Raw genomic sequence first — 14,351 nt, 5'->3', positions numbered from 1 at the left:
TCACGTAGCGGGCCTTTTTTTGCCCGGTGGCGCGACGCTTACCGGGCCTACAAAATCGCGATCGTAGGTCGGGTAAGGCGAAGCCGCCACCCGACATCAGTTATTACTTCTTCTGCATTTCCAGCAGCTGCTCCGGCGTCACCGCCGGATAACCTTGCGCATTTTCAGGCACTTCGTGCATCGTTGGGATCGGCACCAGCGGGCCTAAAAAGCGCGGTTCACGCTTGAACAGGTACAGGTCAGCCAGCGCGCCAAAACGAGCGCCAAACTCACGTACGCGTACGCTCAACATATCCTTTGGCGACGGCACGGCGTAGCACTGGGCCTGGATCCCCATATGAAGGGCGATAAACAACGCCCGCTCGCAGTGGAAACGCTGGGTGATGATGATGAAATCGTTGGTGTCGAACACCTTGCGGGTACGCACGATGGAATCAAGCGTGCGGAACCCGGCGTAGTCGAGCACGATATCGGCCGGGTCGACGCCTGCGGCAATCAAATCTTTGCGCATCGTCACCGGCTCGTTATAGCTTTGCAGGGCGTTATCGCCGCTTAACAGCAGATAGTTCACCTTGCCGCTGTTATAGGCGTTCAGTGCGCCCTGAATACGATACCGGTAATACTGATTGATGACGCCGGTGCGGTAATACTTGGCGGTGCCAAGCACCACGCCAACCTGGCGGTAGGGGAGGTCCTGTAGGTCATCAAAAATGTAGGGAGCTGTTTTCCAGCTCATCCAGCGGTCGAGACCCAGCACGATCAACAGCAGTATGCCGACCAGGACAGACAGGCTGTAAAACACGCGCTTTAACATGCAGATGGCTCGTACCGATGATGAAATTTCCCTCAGGCTACTGTACCCGCCTGGTTAGCGCAAGAAACAGCGATTCAACTGAGGGGTTTTTCGTCAGACTGGCGGGCAAATTTGCCCGCCGAACAGATTATGCCAGCAGCACGCGGTCGATGGTTGAACAGCCCAGCGCTTTCAGCGTGGCTGCGGTCGCGTCCCACTGGATCAGCGGTGCATCGGCCTTTTCAGCGAGGATCGCGCGCTGAATATCCGGGTAGTCATACCCGTTCAGGCTGAGCAGGTTCAGGGCGCCCTGGAGCGGAGGCAGCGTCGGGTTAAACGCGGCGTTCTCTGCATAGCTGCCGGTGAAGATGCGGCCGTCGCGGCACTGAAAGGCGACGCCGCTTGGTGATTTGCTGTATGGCGTGTGGCTTTTATTGGCGGCGGCAATGGCCGCTTCGCTGAGCGCATCCCCTGAGAGCGCGTAACCGTGGTCCTGCTCGTCCATCAGCAGGGTTTTGATCTCAAGATCTTTAGGGCCAAAAGCATCCGGCAGGTAATCACCCAGCGTATGCGGCGCGCGTCCCGGCAGGTTGATACGCAGTTCAAGACCGCTGTTCAGCTCATTCATAAACTGGCGGCAGTGGCCGCAAGGGGTATAGTTGACGGTGATGGCGCGCAGGGCCTTTTCGCCGCGCAGCCAGGCGTGACTGATGGCACTCTGCTCCGCATGAACGGTTTGCTGCATGGTCGCACCGAGAAACTCCATGTTCCCGCCGAAGTACCAGGTCCCGCTCACGCCGCGCGCAATTGCGCCTACGTTAAAATGGGAAAGGTCAGCGCGAGCGCAAGCAGCCGCCAGCGGCAGCAGGGCGAAAGCCAGCGCGTCTTCGTCCAGCCCCGTTGCCTGTTTAAGCGTCGTGACCTGATCTGCCGTCAGCAGGGCGGGGAAATGCGCATCCGCCAGAACCGGAGCCAGGGCTGATTGCAAATTCTCTGCAAGCTGAGAGAAAGCAGCTTGAAAACGTGGATGCATGACGTTGCCTCATCAAGGTTAATGGATCGGTAGTGTACGGAGCCGTACGGCCTTTATATGTGATCCAAATCTCATTATGTATGCAACTTATGAAATGAAAATGAAATTTGCGCGACGCATCGCAAATTTTAGCCCATTACTGCCAGAATAATCGGGAAGATAAACGGCGCGACCAGGGAGGTTATAATCCCGCAGATCACCAGCGCCAGGGAGCTGAATGCCCCTTCCTGATAATCCAGCTCCGCGCAGCGTGCGGTGCCCAGCGCGTGCGAGGCGGTACCCATCGCCAGACCGCGCGCCGCTTTGGTCCGAATTTTCATGATATTCAGCAGCGTATGACCAAACACCGCGCCCAGGATACCGACGAAAATCACGCACACGGCGCTGATGGCCGGAATGCCGCCGATACTGCCGCCCACGGCCATGGCAATCGGCGTAGTAACGGATTTAGGCAGGATAGAGGCGGCGATCTGCGGCGATGCGCCCATCAATAGGGCCACCGAGGTACCGGTGATCATCGCAACAAGGCTACCCACAAAGCAGATGGTAATGATGGATTTCCAGCGCGCGCGGATCTGATGCAGTTGCTCATATAAAGGAAACGCCAGCGCCACCACGGCAGGCTGCAACAAATCGTTGAGGATCTTGCTCCCGGCGAAGTAACGTTCATAAGAAATGCCGGTGAGCAGCAGAAAAGGAATAATCACCACCATGGCGACCAGCAGCGGGTTGAGCAACGGCATTTTGAAACGAACCGCAAGCTTACGCGCAGCAAAGAACACCACCAGGGTTAACGGCAGGGACCACCAGATATTCGCCATCATTTTTTTGTTTTCTCCCCGACCACTTTACGTTCGCCATGCACAATATGCGAGCTCCAGCTGACGACCAGGAAAACCACCAGCGTACTGATGGCGCAGGAGACCACTATCGGGCCGAACTGCGCCTTAAGCACATCGTAATACTGCATAACCCCAACGCCGATAGGCACAAAAAGCAGGGCCATATAGCGAATGAGAACGAAGCACCCCGGGTTGACCCATTTCGCGGGCAGCACCTGTAATGCCAGCAGCACAAACAGGATCAACATGCCGATAATGCTGCCGGGGATGGTAATAGGCAGCAGCGACGCGATAAAAATGCCGGCGTACAGGCAGGCATAAATCAGGACAAAGGCGCGAAGGTATTGCCAGATAGTATTCAGTGATTTGCTCATGGTGAAAGTCCTTGCTGAGACGTATTCATCATACAATTAAACCTGAAAATGTGCCACGGATCACATCATGAATTTTGGGCATACCAGACATTCCAGAATGGAACGCCGGGCTTTCAACATACATAGAGAGCAGCTACTATAGCGCGTCTTTTTTCACAGGTACTCAGAATGCGTGTTTTACTGGCCCCGATGGAAGGCGTGCTCGACTCTCTCGTGCGCGAGCTGCTTACCGAGGTGAACGATTACGATCTCTGCGTGACGGAGTTTTTGCGCGTGGTCGATATGTTGCTGCCAGAAAAATCATTTTATCGTCTCTGTCCGGAACTGCATCGTCAGAGCCGCACCCCCTCCGGTACGCTGGTGCGCGTCCAGCTGCTCGGCCAGTATCCTGAGTGGCTGGCGGAAAACGCCGCCCGCGCGGTAGCGCTTGGCTCGTACGGTGTCGATCTTAACTGCGGCTGTCCGTCAAAGCTGGTCAACGGCAGCGGCGGCGGGGCGACGTTACACAAAGATCCGGAATTGATTTATCGCGGCGCAAAGGCCATGCGTGAGGCGGTGCCATCGCATCTACCGGTGACGGTCAAAGTGCGTCTGGGATGGGACAGCGGCGACAGGCAGTTTGAAATTGCCGACGCGGTGCAGCAGGCGGGCGCCACCGAGCTGGTGGTGCACGGGCGAACCAAAGAGGATGGTTATAAAGCCGAGCGCATTAACTGGCAGGCGATTGGCGAGATCCGCAAACGTCTTACTATTCCGGTGATTGCTAACGGCGAAATCTGGGATTATGAGAGCGCGCAGGCCTGCCTCAAAGAGACCGGCTGTAATGCCGTGATGATTGGCCGCGGTGCGCTGAACGTGCCGAACCTCAGCCGGGTGGTGAAATACAATGAGCCGCGGATGCCGTGGGCGGACGTGGTGAAACTCCTGCAAAAATACACGCGGCTGGAAAAGCAGGGCGATACCGGGTTGTATCACGTCGCGCGCATTAAGCAGTGGCTGAGTTATTTACGGAAAGAGTACGACGACGCGCTGGGATTATTTCAGGAGATCCGTACGCTACAGACGTCGGCGGATATTGCCCGTGTGATCCAGTCGAAGCACTGAGCGAAGTGTGAATACGTTTGCCCGGCGCGGAGCCGGGCAAACGTATCAGAAAATCATTTTGAATACACCGGTTACCACCAGCAGCCCTATCAGAAATATAATCAAAATAGCCCACAATAATATTTTCATTCGCCTCTCCTGCGTATGTCTGTCGTCAGTAAGTGTAGCAGTCAATTCATAATTGGTATGAATGGGTGAAATTAAATCATTCGCTTGAGGAATAAATTTCCGGATATGAAAATGTATAACAATATGCGGATTGCCACGCGTTACTAAAAAACGGAACGTCAGTAAGCGTAAGTTGCGCCTTTATTTTTTTTGAGTTTATGGCGTAATGAAACGTTCTCTTACTTTATCTCTGAGTGCTCCCCTTATTTTTATGCTGTCCGCCTGCGCGCCGGAACATGCCACGGTGTCTCCAGTGAAAACGCAAGCCGCCGCCGCTGCTGTAAATACCCAACTAAGTCATGCCGACTGGCCAAAAAACGAATGGTGGAAAGATTTTAATGACCCTCAGCTTAACGCGCTGATTGCTAAAGCGCTGGCGGATGCACCGGATATGCAAATTGCCCGGCAGCGCATCACCCTGGCAGAAGCACAGGCGAAAGCCGCTGTTGCTGCTGATGGTCCACAAATGGATTTTTCCGCAGATGTGGAACGGCAAAAGATGTCGGCAGAGGGGCTGATGGGGCCATTCGCCCTGACTGACCCGGCGGCGGGGACAACCGGACCCTGGTACACCAACGGCACCTTTGGTCTGACGGCCGGATGGGATCTGGATTTATGGGGTAAAAACCGCGCCCAAATTGAGGCCCGTATCGGTAAGGTGAATGCGCAAAAAGCGGAGCTGGAGCAGACCCGCCAGCTGCTCGCCAGCAGCGTCGCGCGGCTGTACTGGGACTGGCAGACCGAGGCCGCGGTGGGTGACGTGCTCGCGCAGATCAAACGGGAGCAGGAAAATATCATCGGTGCCGATCGTGAGCTTTATCAGCACGGCATTACCTCCTCGGTGGAAGGCGTTGAAACAGATATCAATGCCAGCAAAACCGATGAACAGCTCGCTGACGTGCACGGCAAAATGAAGGCCATTGAGGCGCGTCTGAATGCATTGACCAATACCCCTTCAGTCACGCTCGCCCGGCATGCCTTACCTGACGCAGAGGCGTCGCTGCCGTCAACGCTCGGTTATGAGCTGCTGGCTCGCCGCCCGGATTTGCAGGAGGCGCACTGGTATATCGAAGCGTCCATGAGCGAAGTGGATGCCGCCAGAGCCGCGTTCTACCCTGACATCAATTTGATGGCGTTCTTGCAGCAGGATGCGTTGCACCTTAGCGACCTGTTCCGCTCATCTGCTCAGCAAATGGGCGTAACCGCGGGGCTGACGCTGCCAATTTTTGACAGTGGTCGGTTGAATGCGAACCTGGATATCGCCCAGGCGCAAAACAACCTCTCCGTGGCGAACTACAATAAGGCCGTAGTGGACGCCGTAAACCAGGTTGCCCGGACGGCCAGCGAAGTGGAAACCCTGACCGCCAAAAATCAGCACCAGCAGCAGATCGAAAAAGATGCGGCGCGCGTCGTTGCGCTGGCACAGGCGCGCTTCAGCGCGGGGATCATTGCCGGCTCGCGGGTGAGTGAAGCAAAAATTCCGGCGCTCAAAGAGCGTATTGCCGGGTTGATGCTGAAAGGTCAGTACGTGGATGCTACGCTCCAGCTCACCTCCGCGCTGGGTGGCGGATATCATCACAGCTAAAATCGCGCATTATCTATACTTACCTCTTTGCAGATTTTCAGGAGGTGAGTATGACGCGAGTCGCAATTGTTACCGCATCGGATTCAGGAATTGGCAAAACGACGGCCCTGATGCTGGCCGAACGCGGGTTTGATATCGGGGTGACCTGGCATTCAGATGAGGAAGGGGCGCTGGCAACCTGCCGTGAAATTGAAGCGCGCGGGCAGAGTGCCGAGGCCATCCAGCTCGACTTAAGCAATTTGCCGGAAGGCGCAAAGGCCATTGAAACCCTGATTACGCGTTTCGGGCGGCTGGATGTGCTGGTTAACAATGCCGGGGCGATGAACAAAGCGCCATTTCTGGACCTGTCGTTTGACGACTGGCGGCACATATTCACCGTTGACGTGGACGGCGCGTTTCTCTGCTCGCAAATCGCGGCGCGTCAGATGGTGAAGCAGGGAGAAGGGGGGCGGATCGTGAACATCACCTCGGTGCATGAACATACACCATTGCCGGACGCCAGCGCCTATACGGCGGCCAAACATGCCCTGGGCGGGTTAACAAAGTCGATGGCGCTGGAGCTGGTTAAACATAAGATTCTGGTGAACGCCGTTGCGCCTGGTGCGATCGCCACGCCGATGAATGATATGGACGACAGCGAAGTGAAAGAAGGCTCAATGCCGGAAATCCCGCTGGCACGGCCAGGGCATACCAAAGAAATAGCCAGCCTGGTGGCGTGGCTGTGTGACAGCGACGCCAGCTACACCACCGGGCAGTCGTTTATCGTCGACGGCGGTTTTATGCTGGCGAATCCGCAGTTTAAGCCAGCAGAATAAACATTCCCCTCACCCCAGCCCTCTCCCCAAAGGGGAGAGGGTGTATAGAGTTCCCTCTCCCCTTTGGGGAGAGGGGTAGGGTGAGGGGCAGCAGGCCGCACTCACTCTTCATCCCGCCGCTTTTCACGATGCTTGAGCCACAGCCGTACCCCAATCACCACCGCAACAACCAGGATCAGCCAGGCCCAGTGTTTAAGATGCTGATCGAGATTATGCAGCCACGGGCCTATCACTTCGCCACCCACGTAGCCAAGCGTGGTAAAAATCAGCGCCCAGGCAATCGCCCCGATAATGTTCAGCGGCAGGAAAATTTTCGGCGGTAAGCGGCTCGCGCCAATCAGTATTGGCCCAATGATGCGAAAGCCATACATAAAGCGGGTGCCAATCACAAACATATAGGGATGCCGCTGGATAAGCAGCTGAGCACGACGAATTTTCTTTTGATGCTTAGCAAAACGTTGTAAAAGCGTCGGACCAAAGCGCAGACCCAGAAAGTAGAGCAGCTGGTCGCCAATCATACCGCCCAGTGCGACGGCGGCGACCACCAGCGGGAATTTCAGCAATCCCTGATGTGCGGCCACTCCGCCCAGCAGCGTGATGGTTTCACCCTCTGCCACGCTGCCGATGACCAGCGCGGCGTATCCATATTGTTCAATAAGACCGTTGATATCCATTAAGTAAATGTCGTCTCCCTTACTGTGCCTGCGTTAATCATATACCCCATCCATCAACCACGCGGCAATCAACGGAAATTTCCCATTGTACATAAAATAATCTAAAGCCTGCATTATACTTTAGCTATCGCTGACGGGCCGACAACAAGGGGGCGTTATGAACCATGTCTGGGGACTTTTCTCCCATCCCGATCGTGAAATGCAGGTCATCCGTAACGAGAACGAAACGGTCGCGCATCACTACACCCACCACGTCCTGCTGATGGCAGCGGTGCCGGTGGTCTGCGCGTTTATTGGTACTACGCAAATAGGCTGGAACTTTGGTGACGGCACCGTGTTTCAGCTTTCCTGGTTTACCGGACTGTACCTGGCCATTCTGTTTTATGGCCTGATGCTGGCCGGGGTGGCGGTAATGGGGCGGGTCATCCACTGGATGGCGCGCAACTATCCGCAGCGCCCGTCGCTGGCACACTGTATGGTCTTCGCCGGATACGTCGCGACCCCGCTGTTCTTAAGCGGTATTGTTGCGCTCTATCCACTGGTCTGGCTGTGCGCGCTGATCGGTACGGTTGCCCTCTTTTACACCGGTTATCTGCTGTATGTAGGAGTGCCAACCTTCCTCAACATCAATAAAGAAGAGGGCCTGAGCTTCTCCAGCTCTACGCTTGCCATCGGCGTGCTGGTCCTTGAGGCGCTACTGGCCCTGACAGTTATTCTTTGGGGTTATGGATACCGTCTCTTTTAAGTCCCCTGCATTGCTGGCGTAAATGCCAGCAATGCAGCATCTGGTTATGATTCTCCGCTGGCGACAACGCACGGTGACCGCTATGATGCCGAAGCCAGCCTGTGTTTATCCGTCGACACAGGCGGTGTACGTCATAACGTGCGTGAATCATTATCAGAAGTCTCATCATGCTGAAATTTCGAGTGTCACTCCTTAGTCTTGCGCTACTGTTGGGCGTCTCCGCTACCGCGCCAGCCATCGCCAAAACGCCCGCAGTTGCCACCGCTGCTGCGCAACCCCAGATTGCGTCCGGCAGCGCGATGATCGTTGACCTGAATACCAACAAGGTGATCTACGCCAGTCACCCGGATCTGGTGCGCCCGATCGCTTCCATAACCAAAGTCATGACCGCGATGGTGGTGCTTGATGCACGACTGCCGCTGGATGAAAAGCTAAAAGTGGATATCAGCCACACGCCAGAGATGAAAGGGATCTACTCTCGCGTGCGTCTAAACAGTGAAATCAGCCGTAAAAATATGCTGCTGTTGGCGCTGATGTCCTCAGAGAACCGGGCGGCGGCGAGCCTTGCCCACCATTATCCTGGCGGTTACGACGCGTTTATCCGCGCGATGAATGCCAAAGCCAAAGCGCTGGGGATGAAAAATACCCATTTCGTGGAGCCAACCGGTCTGTCGATCCATAACGTCTCGACGGCGCGTGATTTAACCAAGCTGCTGATCGCCAGTAAGCAATACCCGCTGATTGGTCAGCTCAGCACCACGCGTGAGGAGATGGCGACATTCTCGAACCCGGCGTATACGCTGCCGTTCCGCAACACTAACCATCTGGTGTATCGCGATAACTGGAATATTCAGTTAACCAAGACCGGATTTACCAATGCGGCAGGGCACTGCCTGGTGATGCGTACCGTGTTTAACGGTAAACCAGTGGCGCTGGTGGTGATGGATGCCTTCGGCAAATATACCCACTTTGCGGATGCCAGCCGCCTGCGCACCTGGATTGAAACCGGGAAAGTGCAGCCGGTGCCGGCTTCAGCGCTGGCGTATAAAAAGCAGAAAGCGGAACAGATGGCGACAGCGCAGAACGACTGAGTCGCCTGTCTGTGCCGGGTGGCGGCTTCGCCTTACCCGGCCTACGGTCCTAAAGCGGCCCCGATACGTAGGCCCGGTAAGCGGAGCGCCACCGGGCGAAAGCGCCTACTCCGGCAGCGTCCAGTCACCATCGTTGAGTGGACGCTGCATGATCAACGTATCCCGCCAGTCGCCCTTCTTATACCCCACGCTGCGCATTTGACCGACAACCTCGAAGCCATGTTTTTTATGCAGCCGTAACGATCCCGCATTATTGTTTCCGTCACCGACCACAGCAATCATCTGCCGCCAGGGACCTTGCTCACACCGTGCAATCAGGGCATCCATCAGCGCCGTACCAAACCCGCGCCCGGTGGTGCTGGCATCCACATAGATGGATTCCTCAAGGGTGTACCGGTAGGCCTGGCGTGGACGATAAAACGTGGCGTAGCAATAGCCGACGACAATGCCGCGATACAGCGCAACCAGCCACGGTAAACCGCTGTCGGTCACACTCTTCATCCGCTGACGCATCTCATCGACGGTGGGGGGAACTTCCTCGAACGACGCACGGCCATGGAGCACATGCCAGGCGTATATCGCCGAGATGGCATGTGCATCGTCAGGAAGGGCGTCGCGCACCTCGATTTCAGTTTCGGGTAAAATCTCTACAGCCGACATGTTCTGCCCGCTCCTTGTTTGGAAAGCCAGAGAAACGTTTCTCTGGCAACAGGCAGATACTCTAGTACGATTGAGGAGAGCTTAACAATCTCTTAAATTTGGCTATAGGCGTTCATCAGAGGCTTGCGTATTTTGCTTCTCTGTTTCGGCACTCTCTTTCCAGTATTTCTTCCGCGTTGTCTTACCAATGCCGGGGTTCATACTGTTTGTAGGGTCATTTTTGCGATAAAACTGTTTAAGCGTCTCCGGCGCTTTGTACAAATGCCCCACGTTATGCTCGGCAGGATATTGCGCGCCACGCTCGTGCAGCAACGCCAGCATCTGCTCTTTCAACGCATGCGCATCCACCCCTTTTTTGACGATGTAATCCTGGTGGAAGACATAGCACATGAAGTGGCCGTAATAGAGCTTGTGCACCAGCTTGCTGTCAATCTCCGGCGGCAGATGTTCAAACCACTCGGTATCGTTGCGACGCAGGGCAATATCCAGCGCCAGAATATCCTCTACCTCTTCGGAATGCACAGCCTGATAACGGATAGCCGCACCCGCCGCGGCGAAGCGGTGCAGGAAGGCTTTACTGCCTTCTTCCGGCGTGCAGGCGAAGAAATCCCCGTCGGCAGTTTTGAAGAACTCGGTGAGCCAGCTCTGCGCTTCGGCAATTCCGTCCCCGGCCATTTTCAGCAGCAGGTGGTGCTCATATTTATCGCGCCAGGTCTTCATCCGCCCCGGTAAATGCGCCGGGAAGGCGTTGCCCAGTTTCTGCATAAAGCGGTCGGTGAAGTGCGGTTTGAACAGCGATACTTTCTCCAGCATCGCGTCGGTGCGGCCCTTCATGGTGAAGAAGAACGGCATTTTGTCGGTGCCGAGCTTGTCGATCATCAGGAAGGTATCTTTGCCGTAGCGCTCAGCGATGTCATAAATGTCCCGGTGCATATACTCGCCCGCCACCGGCAGGTGAGTGAACTCGGCCAGAATATGACGGCGGATCTCCGTCAGCACCTCCGGCTGATTGGTGCCAATGTAAAACACCTGCTGCTTTTTCTCTGCCGGGAAGGTATCGAGGCGCACCGCAAAAACGGCCAGCTTGCCCGCGCAGCCGGAGGATTCAAACAGGCGATCCGGATCGGCGTTATAGCGCGCTGGCGTATCGGCATTGATATCGCGCACGCGGGTGATGTAATCGTGGTCATGCGCGTGACGGCCATCGTGCTGAACGTCTTCGTCCTTCACGCGGTCATCGTCAAGTTTGCTGAGGATCTGCTCTGGCGTTACACCCAGATCGATCCCCAGATGGTTAACCAGCGTCAGCTTGCCGTTTTCATCGATACGGGCAAACAGCGACATCTCCGTGTAGGCCGGGCCGCGCTGCACCAGCGAGCCGCCGGAGTTATTGCAGATCCCGCCGATCACCGAGGCACCAATGCACGAAGAGCCGATCACCGAGTGCGGTTCGCGACCCAGCGGCTTAAGCGCCTTTTCCAGCGAGTAGAGCGTGGTGCCGGGGAAGGCGAGCACCTGTTCGCCCTTGTCCAGCAGGTGCAGTTTGTCGAGGCGCAGGGTGCTGATAATCACGATGTCACGATCGTAATCGTTGCCGTTCGGCGTGGAGCCTTCAGTCAGGCCGGTGTTAGCAGCCTGCATTAAAATAATCTTGTCTGCCGCAACACAGGCGCTGAGCACGCGCCACAGTTCGAGCAACGTACCGGGGAAGACCACCGCCAGCGCGTCGCCCTGGCCGGAGCGAAAGCCCTTACGGTAGCGGGCGGTTTTGGCCGGGTCGGTAAGCAGGTGAGAGTGACCAACCAGGCGCGACAGTTCGTTAATAAAAGTAGTGTTATCGTTAGTTCGAACAGAAGACATCTTCCACTCCTTGTGGTGGGGCAAATTTCTCGCTGTAAAGCATAGCGCGATTAGCCGTTGAGCGGTCGGGTATTCATGAGAAAAATCAGAGAATAACCCTGCAAGGTTTTCAGGCTTTGTGGCACACTGCGCTTTTCGCACGGTCTGGCCGGGTGCTTCCCGCGGTTATTGATGAGAGAGAATAACAACATGAAATGGCTATGTTCTGTAGGTGTCGCCGTCAGCCTGGCGCTGCAACCTGCGCTGGCAGAGGATTTGTTTGGTAATCACCCGCTCACGCCTGAAGCCCGCGACGCCTTTGTCACGGATTTACTCAAAAAGATGACGGTCGATGAGAAAATCGGCCAGCTGCGCCTGATCAGCGTCGGCCCGGAGAACCCGAAAGAAGCCATTCGCGAGATGATCAAAGACGGGCAGGTAGGAGCCATTTTTAACACCGTTACCCGCCAGGATATCCGCAAAATGCAGGATCAGGTGATGGAACTGAGCCGCCTGAAAATTCCGCTGTTCTTCGCCTACGACGTGGTGCACGGCCAGCGTACCGTCTTCCCGATTAGCCTCGGCTTAGCCTCCTCCTTTAACCTCGATGCGGTGAAAACCGTCGGGCGCGTATCGGCATATGAAGCCGCAGACGACGGCCTGAACATGACCTGGGCGCCGATGGTAGACGTCTCCCGCGATCCGCGCTGGGGCCGTGCTTCGGAGGGCTTTGGGGAAGATACTTATTTAACCGCCACGATGGGCAAAACCATGGTGGAAGCGATGCAGGGCAAAAGTCCGGCAGATCGTTACTCGGTGATGACCAGCGTCAAGCACTTCGCCGCCTATGGCGCGGTGGAAGGCGGCAAAGAGTACAACACCGTGGACATGAGCCCGCAGCGCCTGTTTAACGACTATATGCCGCCGTACAAAGCGGGGCTGGACGCGGGTAGCGGCGCGGTGATGGTGGCGTTGAACTCTCTCAACGGCACGCCTGCCACCTCCGATTCGTGGCTGCTGAAAGATGTGCTGCGCGACCAGTGGGGCTTCAAGGGCATCACCGTTTCGGATCACGGGGCGATTAAAGAGCTGATCAAGCACGGCACAGCGTCTGACCCGGAAGATGCGGTACGCGTGGCACTCAAGTCCGGCATCAACATGAGCATGAGCGACGAATACTACAGCAAATACCTGCCGGGGCTGGTGAAGAGCGGCAAGGTGACGATGGCGGAGCTGGACGATGCCGCTCGCCACGTGCTGAACGTGAAATATGACATGGGGCTGTTTAACGATCCTTACAGCCATCTGGGGCCGAAGGAGTCTGATCCGGCGGACACCAATGCTGAAAGCCGCCTGCACCGCAAAGAAGCCCGCGAAGTGGCGCGCGAAAGCCTGGTGCTGCTGAAAAACCGTCTCGACACGCTGCCGCTGAAAAAATCCGGCACCATTGCCGTGGTTGGTCCGCTGGCCGACAGCAAGCGTGACGTCATGGGCAGCTGGTCCGCCGCAGGCGTGGCGGATCAGTCCGTTACCGTGCTGACAGGCATTAAGAGCGCTGTGGGTGATAATGCAAAAGTGGTTTACGCCAAAGGCGCAAACGTCACCGACGATAAAGACATCGTGACCTTCCTCAACCAGTACGAGGAAGCGGTGAAGGTGGATCCACGCACGCCGAAAGAGATGATCGACGAAGCGGTTAACGCCGCGAAGCAGTCCGACGTGGTGGTCGCCGTGGTGGGTGAAGCGCAGGGGATGGCGCACGAAGCCTCCAGCCGGACCGACATCACTATCCCGCAAAGCCAGCGTGACCTGATCGCGGCCCTGAAAGCCACCGGCAAGCCGCTGGTGCTGGTGCTGATGAACGGGCGTCCGCTGGCGCTGGTGAAAGAAGACCAGCAGGCTGACGCCATTCTGGAAACCTGGTTTGCCGGTACCGAAGGCGGTAACGCCATTGCCGACGTGCTGTTTGGCGATTACAACCCGTCCGGCAAGCTGCCGATGTCCTTCCCGCGCTCCGTCGGGCAGATCCCGGTTTACTACAGCCACCTGAACACCGGTCGTCCGTACAACGCCGACAAGCCGAACAAGTACACGTCCCGTTACTTCGACGAGGCTAACGGCCCGCTCTATCCGTTTGGCTATGGCCTGAGCTACACCACGTTTAAGGTCTCTGACGTGAAAATGTCGGCGCCGACCCTGAAGCGTGACGGCAAAGTGACCGCCAGCGTGGAAGTGACCAACAGCGGCAAACGCGAAGGCGCGACGGTGATCCAGATGTACGTTCAGGACGTCACGGCCTCCATGAGCCGTCCGGTGAAACAGCTGCGCGGCTTCGAAAAGGTCAACCTGAAACCGGGCGAAACCAAAACGGTCAGCTTCCCGATTGACGTAAATGCGCTGAAGTTCTGGAATCAGCAGATGAAATACGATGCCGAGCCTGGCAAATTCAACGTCTTCATCGGCGTGGATTCCGCCCGCGTGAACAAAGCCGAGTTCGAACTCCAATAATCTTACCTTCCTCCCCATCCCCCGCCTGGCGGGGGATTCCTCTCATCTGGTACGAAAAACGGTTAAATTCACTGTTTTAAGCTACGCTTTTCTCTCAAGCCTATGAAAAAGGCCACAAAA

14 protein-coding genes are annotated in these 14,351 nt (G+C 56.3%); 6 read left to right on the top strand and 8 right to left on the bottom strand.

What is annotated here, in order from left to right:
- Positions 1 to 103 precede the first annotated feature (103 nt).
- The 4 genes from sanA to ACQG2Q_RS15735 all read right to left on the bottom strand — a co-directional run bounded on the left by sanA (position 104) and on the right by ACQG2Q_RS15735 (position 3,042).
- On the bottom strand, positions 104 to 814 hold the full coding sequence (sanA, locus tag ACQG2Q_RS15750; RefSeq protein WP_022648693.1) for an outer membrane permeability protein SanA: 711 nt from the start codon (positions 812 to 814) through the stop codon (positions 104 to 106).
- A 127-nt stretch (positions 815 to 941) separates the two neighbouring features.
- Entirely contained in the window at positions 942 to 1,826 is an 885-nt protein-coding gene (gene cdd, locus ACQG2Q_RS15745; protein ID WP_063849707.1) for a cytidine deaminase, read from the bottom strand.
- A gap of 128 nt (positions 1,827 to 1,954) precedes the next feature.
- Positions 1,955 to 2,650, bottom strand: coding sequence for a CidB/LrgB family autolysis modulator (locus tag ACQG2Q_RS15740; RefSeq protein ID WP_038416419.1), 696 nt, complete (start codon positions 2,648 to 2,650; stop codon positions 1,955 to 1,957).
- A complete protein-coding gene (locus ACQG2Q_RS15735; RefSeq protein ID WP_003859308.1) occupies positions 2,647 to 3,042 on the bottom strand; it encodes a CidA/LrgA family protein in 396 nt (131 codons plus the stop codon). The genes ACQG2Q_RS15740 and ACQG2Q_RS15735 overlap by 4 nt, the downstream gene beginning before the upstream one ends.
- A gap of 168 nt (positions 3,043 to 3,210) precedes the next feature.
- Between ACQG2Q_RS15735 and dusC the strand changes: the two genes are divergently transcribed.
- A complete protein-coding gene (gene dusC, locus ACQG2Q_RS15730) occupies positions 3,211 to 4,146 on the top strand; it encodes a tRNA dihydrouridine(16) synthase DusC (protein ID WP_426759237.1) in 936 nt (311 codons plus the stop codon).
- 45 nt (positions 4,147 to 4,191) lie between these two features.
- Here dusC and yohP read toward each other — a convergent pair whose 3' ends face one another.
- The gene (gene yohP / locus ACQG2Q_RS15725) at positions 4,192 to 4,275 is read right to left on the bottom strand and encodes a small membrane protein YohP (RefSeq protein WP_000698460.1); all 84 of its coding nucleotides are present in this window, start codon (positions 4,273 to 4,275) and stop codon (positions 4,192 to 4,194) included.
- Positions 4,276 to 4,480: 205 nt separating this feature from the next.
- On the opposite strand from yohP, the gene mdtQ reads away from it, so the two are divergent.
- Positions 4,481 to 5,899: a multidrug resistance outer membrane protein MdtQ gene (gene mdtQ, locus ACQG2Q_RS15720; protein ID WP_045308653.1), complete on the top strand. Its 1,419-nt coding sequence runs from the start codon at positions 4,481 to 4,483 to the stop codon at positions 5,897 to 5,899.
- A gap of 50 nt (positions 5,900 to 5,949) precedes the next feature.
- Complete coding sequence (locus ACQG2Q_RS15715; RefSeq protein WP_063849706.1) at positions 5,950 to 6,714, top strand: SDR family oxidoreductase; 765 nt, start codon at positions 5,950 to 5,952, stop codon at positions 6,712 to 6,714.
- 101 nt (positions 6,715 to 6,815) lie between these two features.
- Here the strand turns inward: ACQG2Q_RS15715 and ACQG2Q_RS15710 are convergent, their stop codons facing one another.
- Positions 6,816 to 7,388 carry a DedA family protein gene (locus ACQG2Q_RS15710; protein WP_046619129.1) on the bottom strand — a complete coding sequence of 191 codons (573 nt, stop codon included), beginning with the start codon at positions 7,386 to 7,388 and terminating at the stop codon, positions 6,816 to 6,818.
- A gap of 157 nt (positions 7,389 to 7,545) precedes the next feature.
- Between ACQG2Q_RS15710 and ACQG2Q_RS15705 the strand changes: the two genes are divergently transcribed.
- Together ACQG2Q_RS15705 and pbpG are read left to right on the top strand one after the other, a co-directional pair.
- The gene (locus ACQG2Q_RS15705) at positions 7,546 to 8,133 is read left to right on the top strand and encodes a Yip1 family protein (protein WP_046619131.1); all 588 of its coding nucleotides are present in this window, start codon (positions 7,546 to 7,548) and stop codon (positions 8,131 to 8,133) included.
- 167 nt (positions 8,134 to 8,300) lie between these two features.
- Positions 8,301 to 9,224, top strand: coding sequence for a D-alanyl-D-alanine endopeptidase (gene pbpG / locus ACQG2Q_RS15700; protein WP_006811291.1), 924 nt, complete (start codon positions 8,301 to 8,303; stop codon positions 9,222 to 9,224).
- Positions 9,225 to 9,329: 105 nt separating this feature from the next.
- Here the strand turns inward: pbpG and ACQG2Q_RS15695 are convergent, their stop codons facing one another.
- Positions 9,330 to 9,884 (bottom strand): GNAT family N-acetyltransferase, encoded by a 555-nt coding sequence (locus ACQG2Q_RS15695; protein WP_046619133.1) that lies wholly within the window; start codon positions 9,882 to 9,884, stop codon positions 9,330 to 9,332.
- A 102-nt stretch (positions 9,885 to 9,986) separates the two neighbouring features.
- On the bottom strand, positions 9,987 to 11,744 hold the full coding sequence (dld, locus tag ACQG2Q_RS15690) for a D-lactate dehydrogenase (protein WP_426759236.1): 1,758 nt from the start codon (positions 11,742 to 11,744) through the stop codon (positions 9,987 to 9,989).
- Positions 11,745 to 11,933: 189 nt separating this feature from the next.
- Between dld and bglX the strand changes: the two genes are divergently transcribed.
- Positions 11,934 to 14,231 (top strand): beta-glucosidase BglX, encoded by a 2,298-nt coding sequence (bglX, locus tag ACQG2Q_RS15685; protein ID WP_023300580.1) that lies wholly within the window; start codon positions 11,934 to 11,936, stop codon positions 14,229 to 14,231.
- The last annotated feature ends 120 nt before the right edge of the window (positions 14,232 to 14,351 follow it).

Source organism: Enterobacter cloacae complex sp. 370H10 (genome assembly GCF_050031535.1).
GTDB lineage: Bacteria > Pseudomonadota > Gammaproteobacteria > Enterobacterales > Enterobacteriaceae > Enterobacter > Enterobacter intestinihominis.
Note: the sequence above shows the minus strand (reverse complement) of the source record. Positions and strands in the feature narration are given on the sequence as shown.

What these genes read in the sequence shown, in the direction of transcription:
- mdtQ (WP_045308653.1), top strand. Translation starts at nt 4,481, where the DNA reads ATGAAACGTTCTCTTACTTTATCTCTGAGTGCTCCCCTTATTTTTATG.
- cdd (WP_063849707.1), bottom strand. Translation starts at nt 1,826, where the DNA reads ATGCATCCACGTTTTCAAGCTGCTTTCTCTCAGCTTGCAGAGAATTTG.
- pbpG (WP_006811291.1), top strand. Translation starts at nt 8,301, where the DNA reads ATGCTGAAATTTCGAGTGTCACTCCTTAGTCTTGCGCTACTGTTGGGC.
- ACQG2Q_RS15740 (WP_038416419.1), bottom strand. Translation starts at nt 2,650, where the DNA reads ATGATGGCGAATATCTGGTGGTCCCTGCCGTTAACCCTGGTGGTGTTC.
- dusC (WP_426759237.1), top strand. Translation starts at nt 3,211, where the DNA reads ATGCGTGTTTTACTGGCCCCGATGGAAGGCGTGCTCGACTCTCTCGTG.
- ACQG2Q_RS15695 (WP_046619133.1), bottom strand. Translation starts at nt 9,884, where the DNA reads ATGTCGGCTGTAGAGATTTTACCCGAAACTGAAATCGAGGTGCGCGAC.
- bglX (WP_023300580.1), top strand. Translation starts at nt 11,934, where the DNA reads ATGAAATGGCTATGTTCTGTAGGTGTCGCCGTCAGCCTGGCGCTGCAA.
- ACQG2Q_RS15710 (WP_046619129.1), bottom strand. Translation starts at nt 7,388, where the DNA reads ATGGATATCAACGGTCTTATTGAACAATATGGATACGCCGCGCTGGTC.
- yohP (WP_000698460.1), bottom strand. Translation starts at nt 4,275, where the DNA reads ATGAAAATATTATTGTGGGCTATTTTGATTATATTTCTGATAGGGCTG.
- dld (WP_426759236.1), bottom strand. Translation starts at nt 11,744, where the DNA reads ATGTCTTCTGTTCGAACTAACGATAACACTACTTTTATTAACGAACTG.
- ACQG2Q_RS15735 (WP_003859308.1), bottom strand. Translation starts at nt 3,042, where the DNA reads ATGAGCAAATCACTGAATACTATCTGGCAATACCTTCGCGCCTTTGTC.
- ACQG2Q_RS15715 (WP_063849706.1), top strand. Translation starts at nt 5,950, where the DNA reads ATGACGCGAGTCGCAATTGTTACCGCATCGGATTCAGGAATTGGCAAA.
- ACQG2Q_RS15705 (WP_046619131.1), top strand. Translation starts at nt 7,546, where the DNA reads ATGAACCATGTCTGGGGACTTTTCTCCCATCCCGATCGTGAAATGCAG.
- sanA (WP_022648693.1), bottom strand. Translation starts at nt 814, where the DNA reads ATGTTAAAGCGCGTGTTTTACAGCCTGTCTGTCCTGGTCGGCATACTG.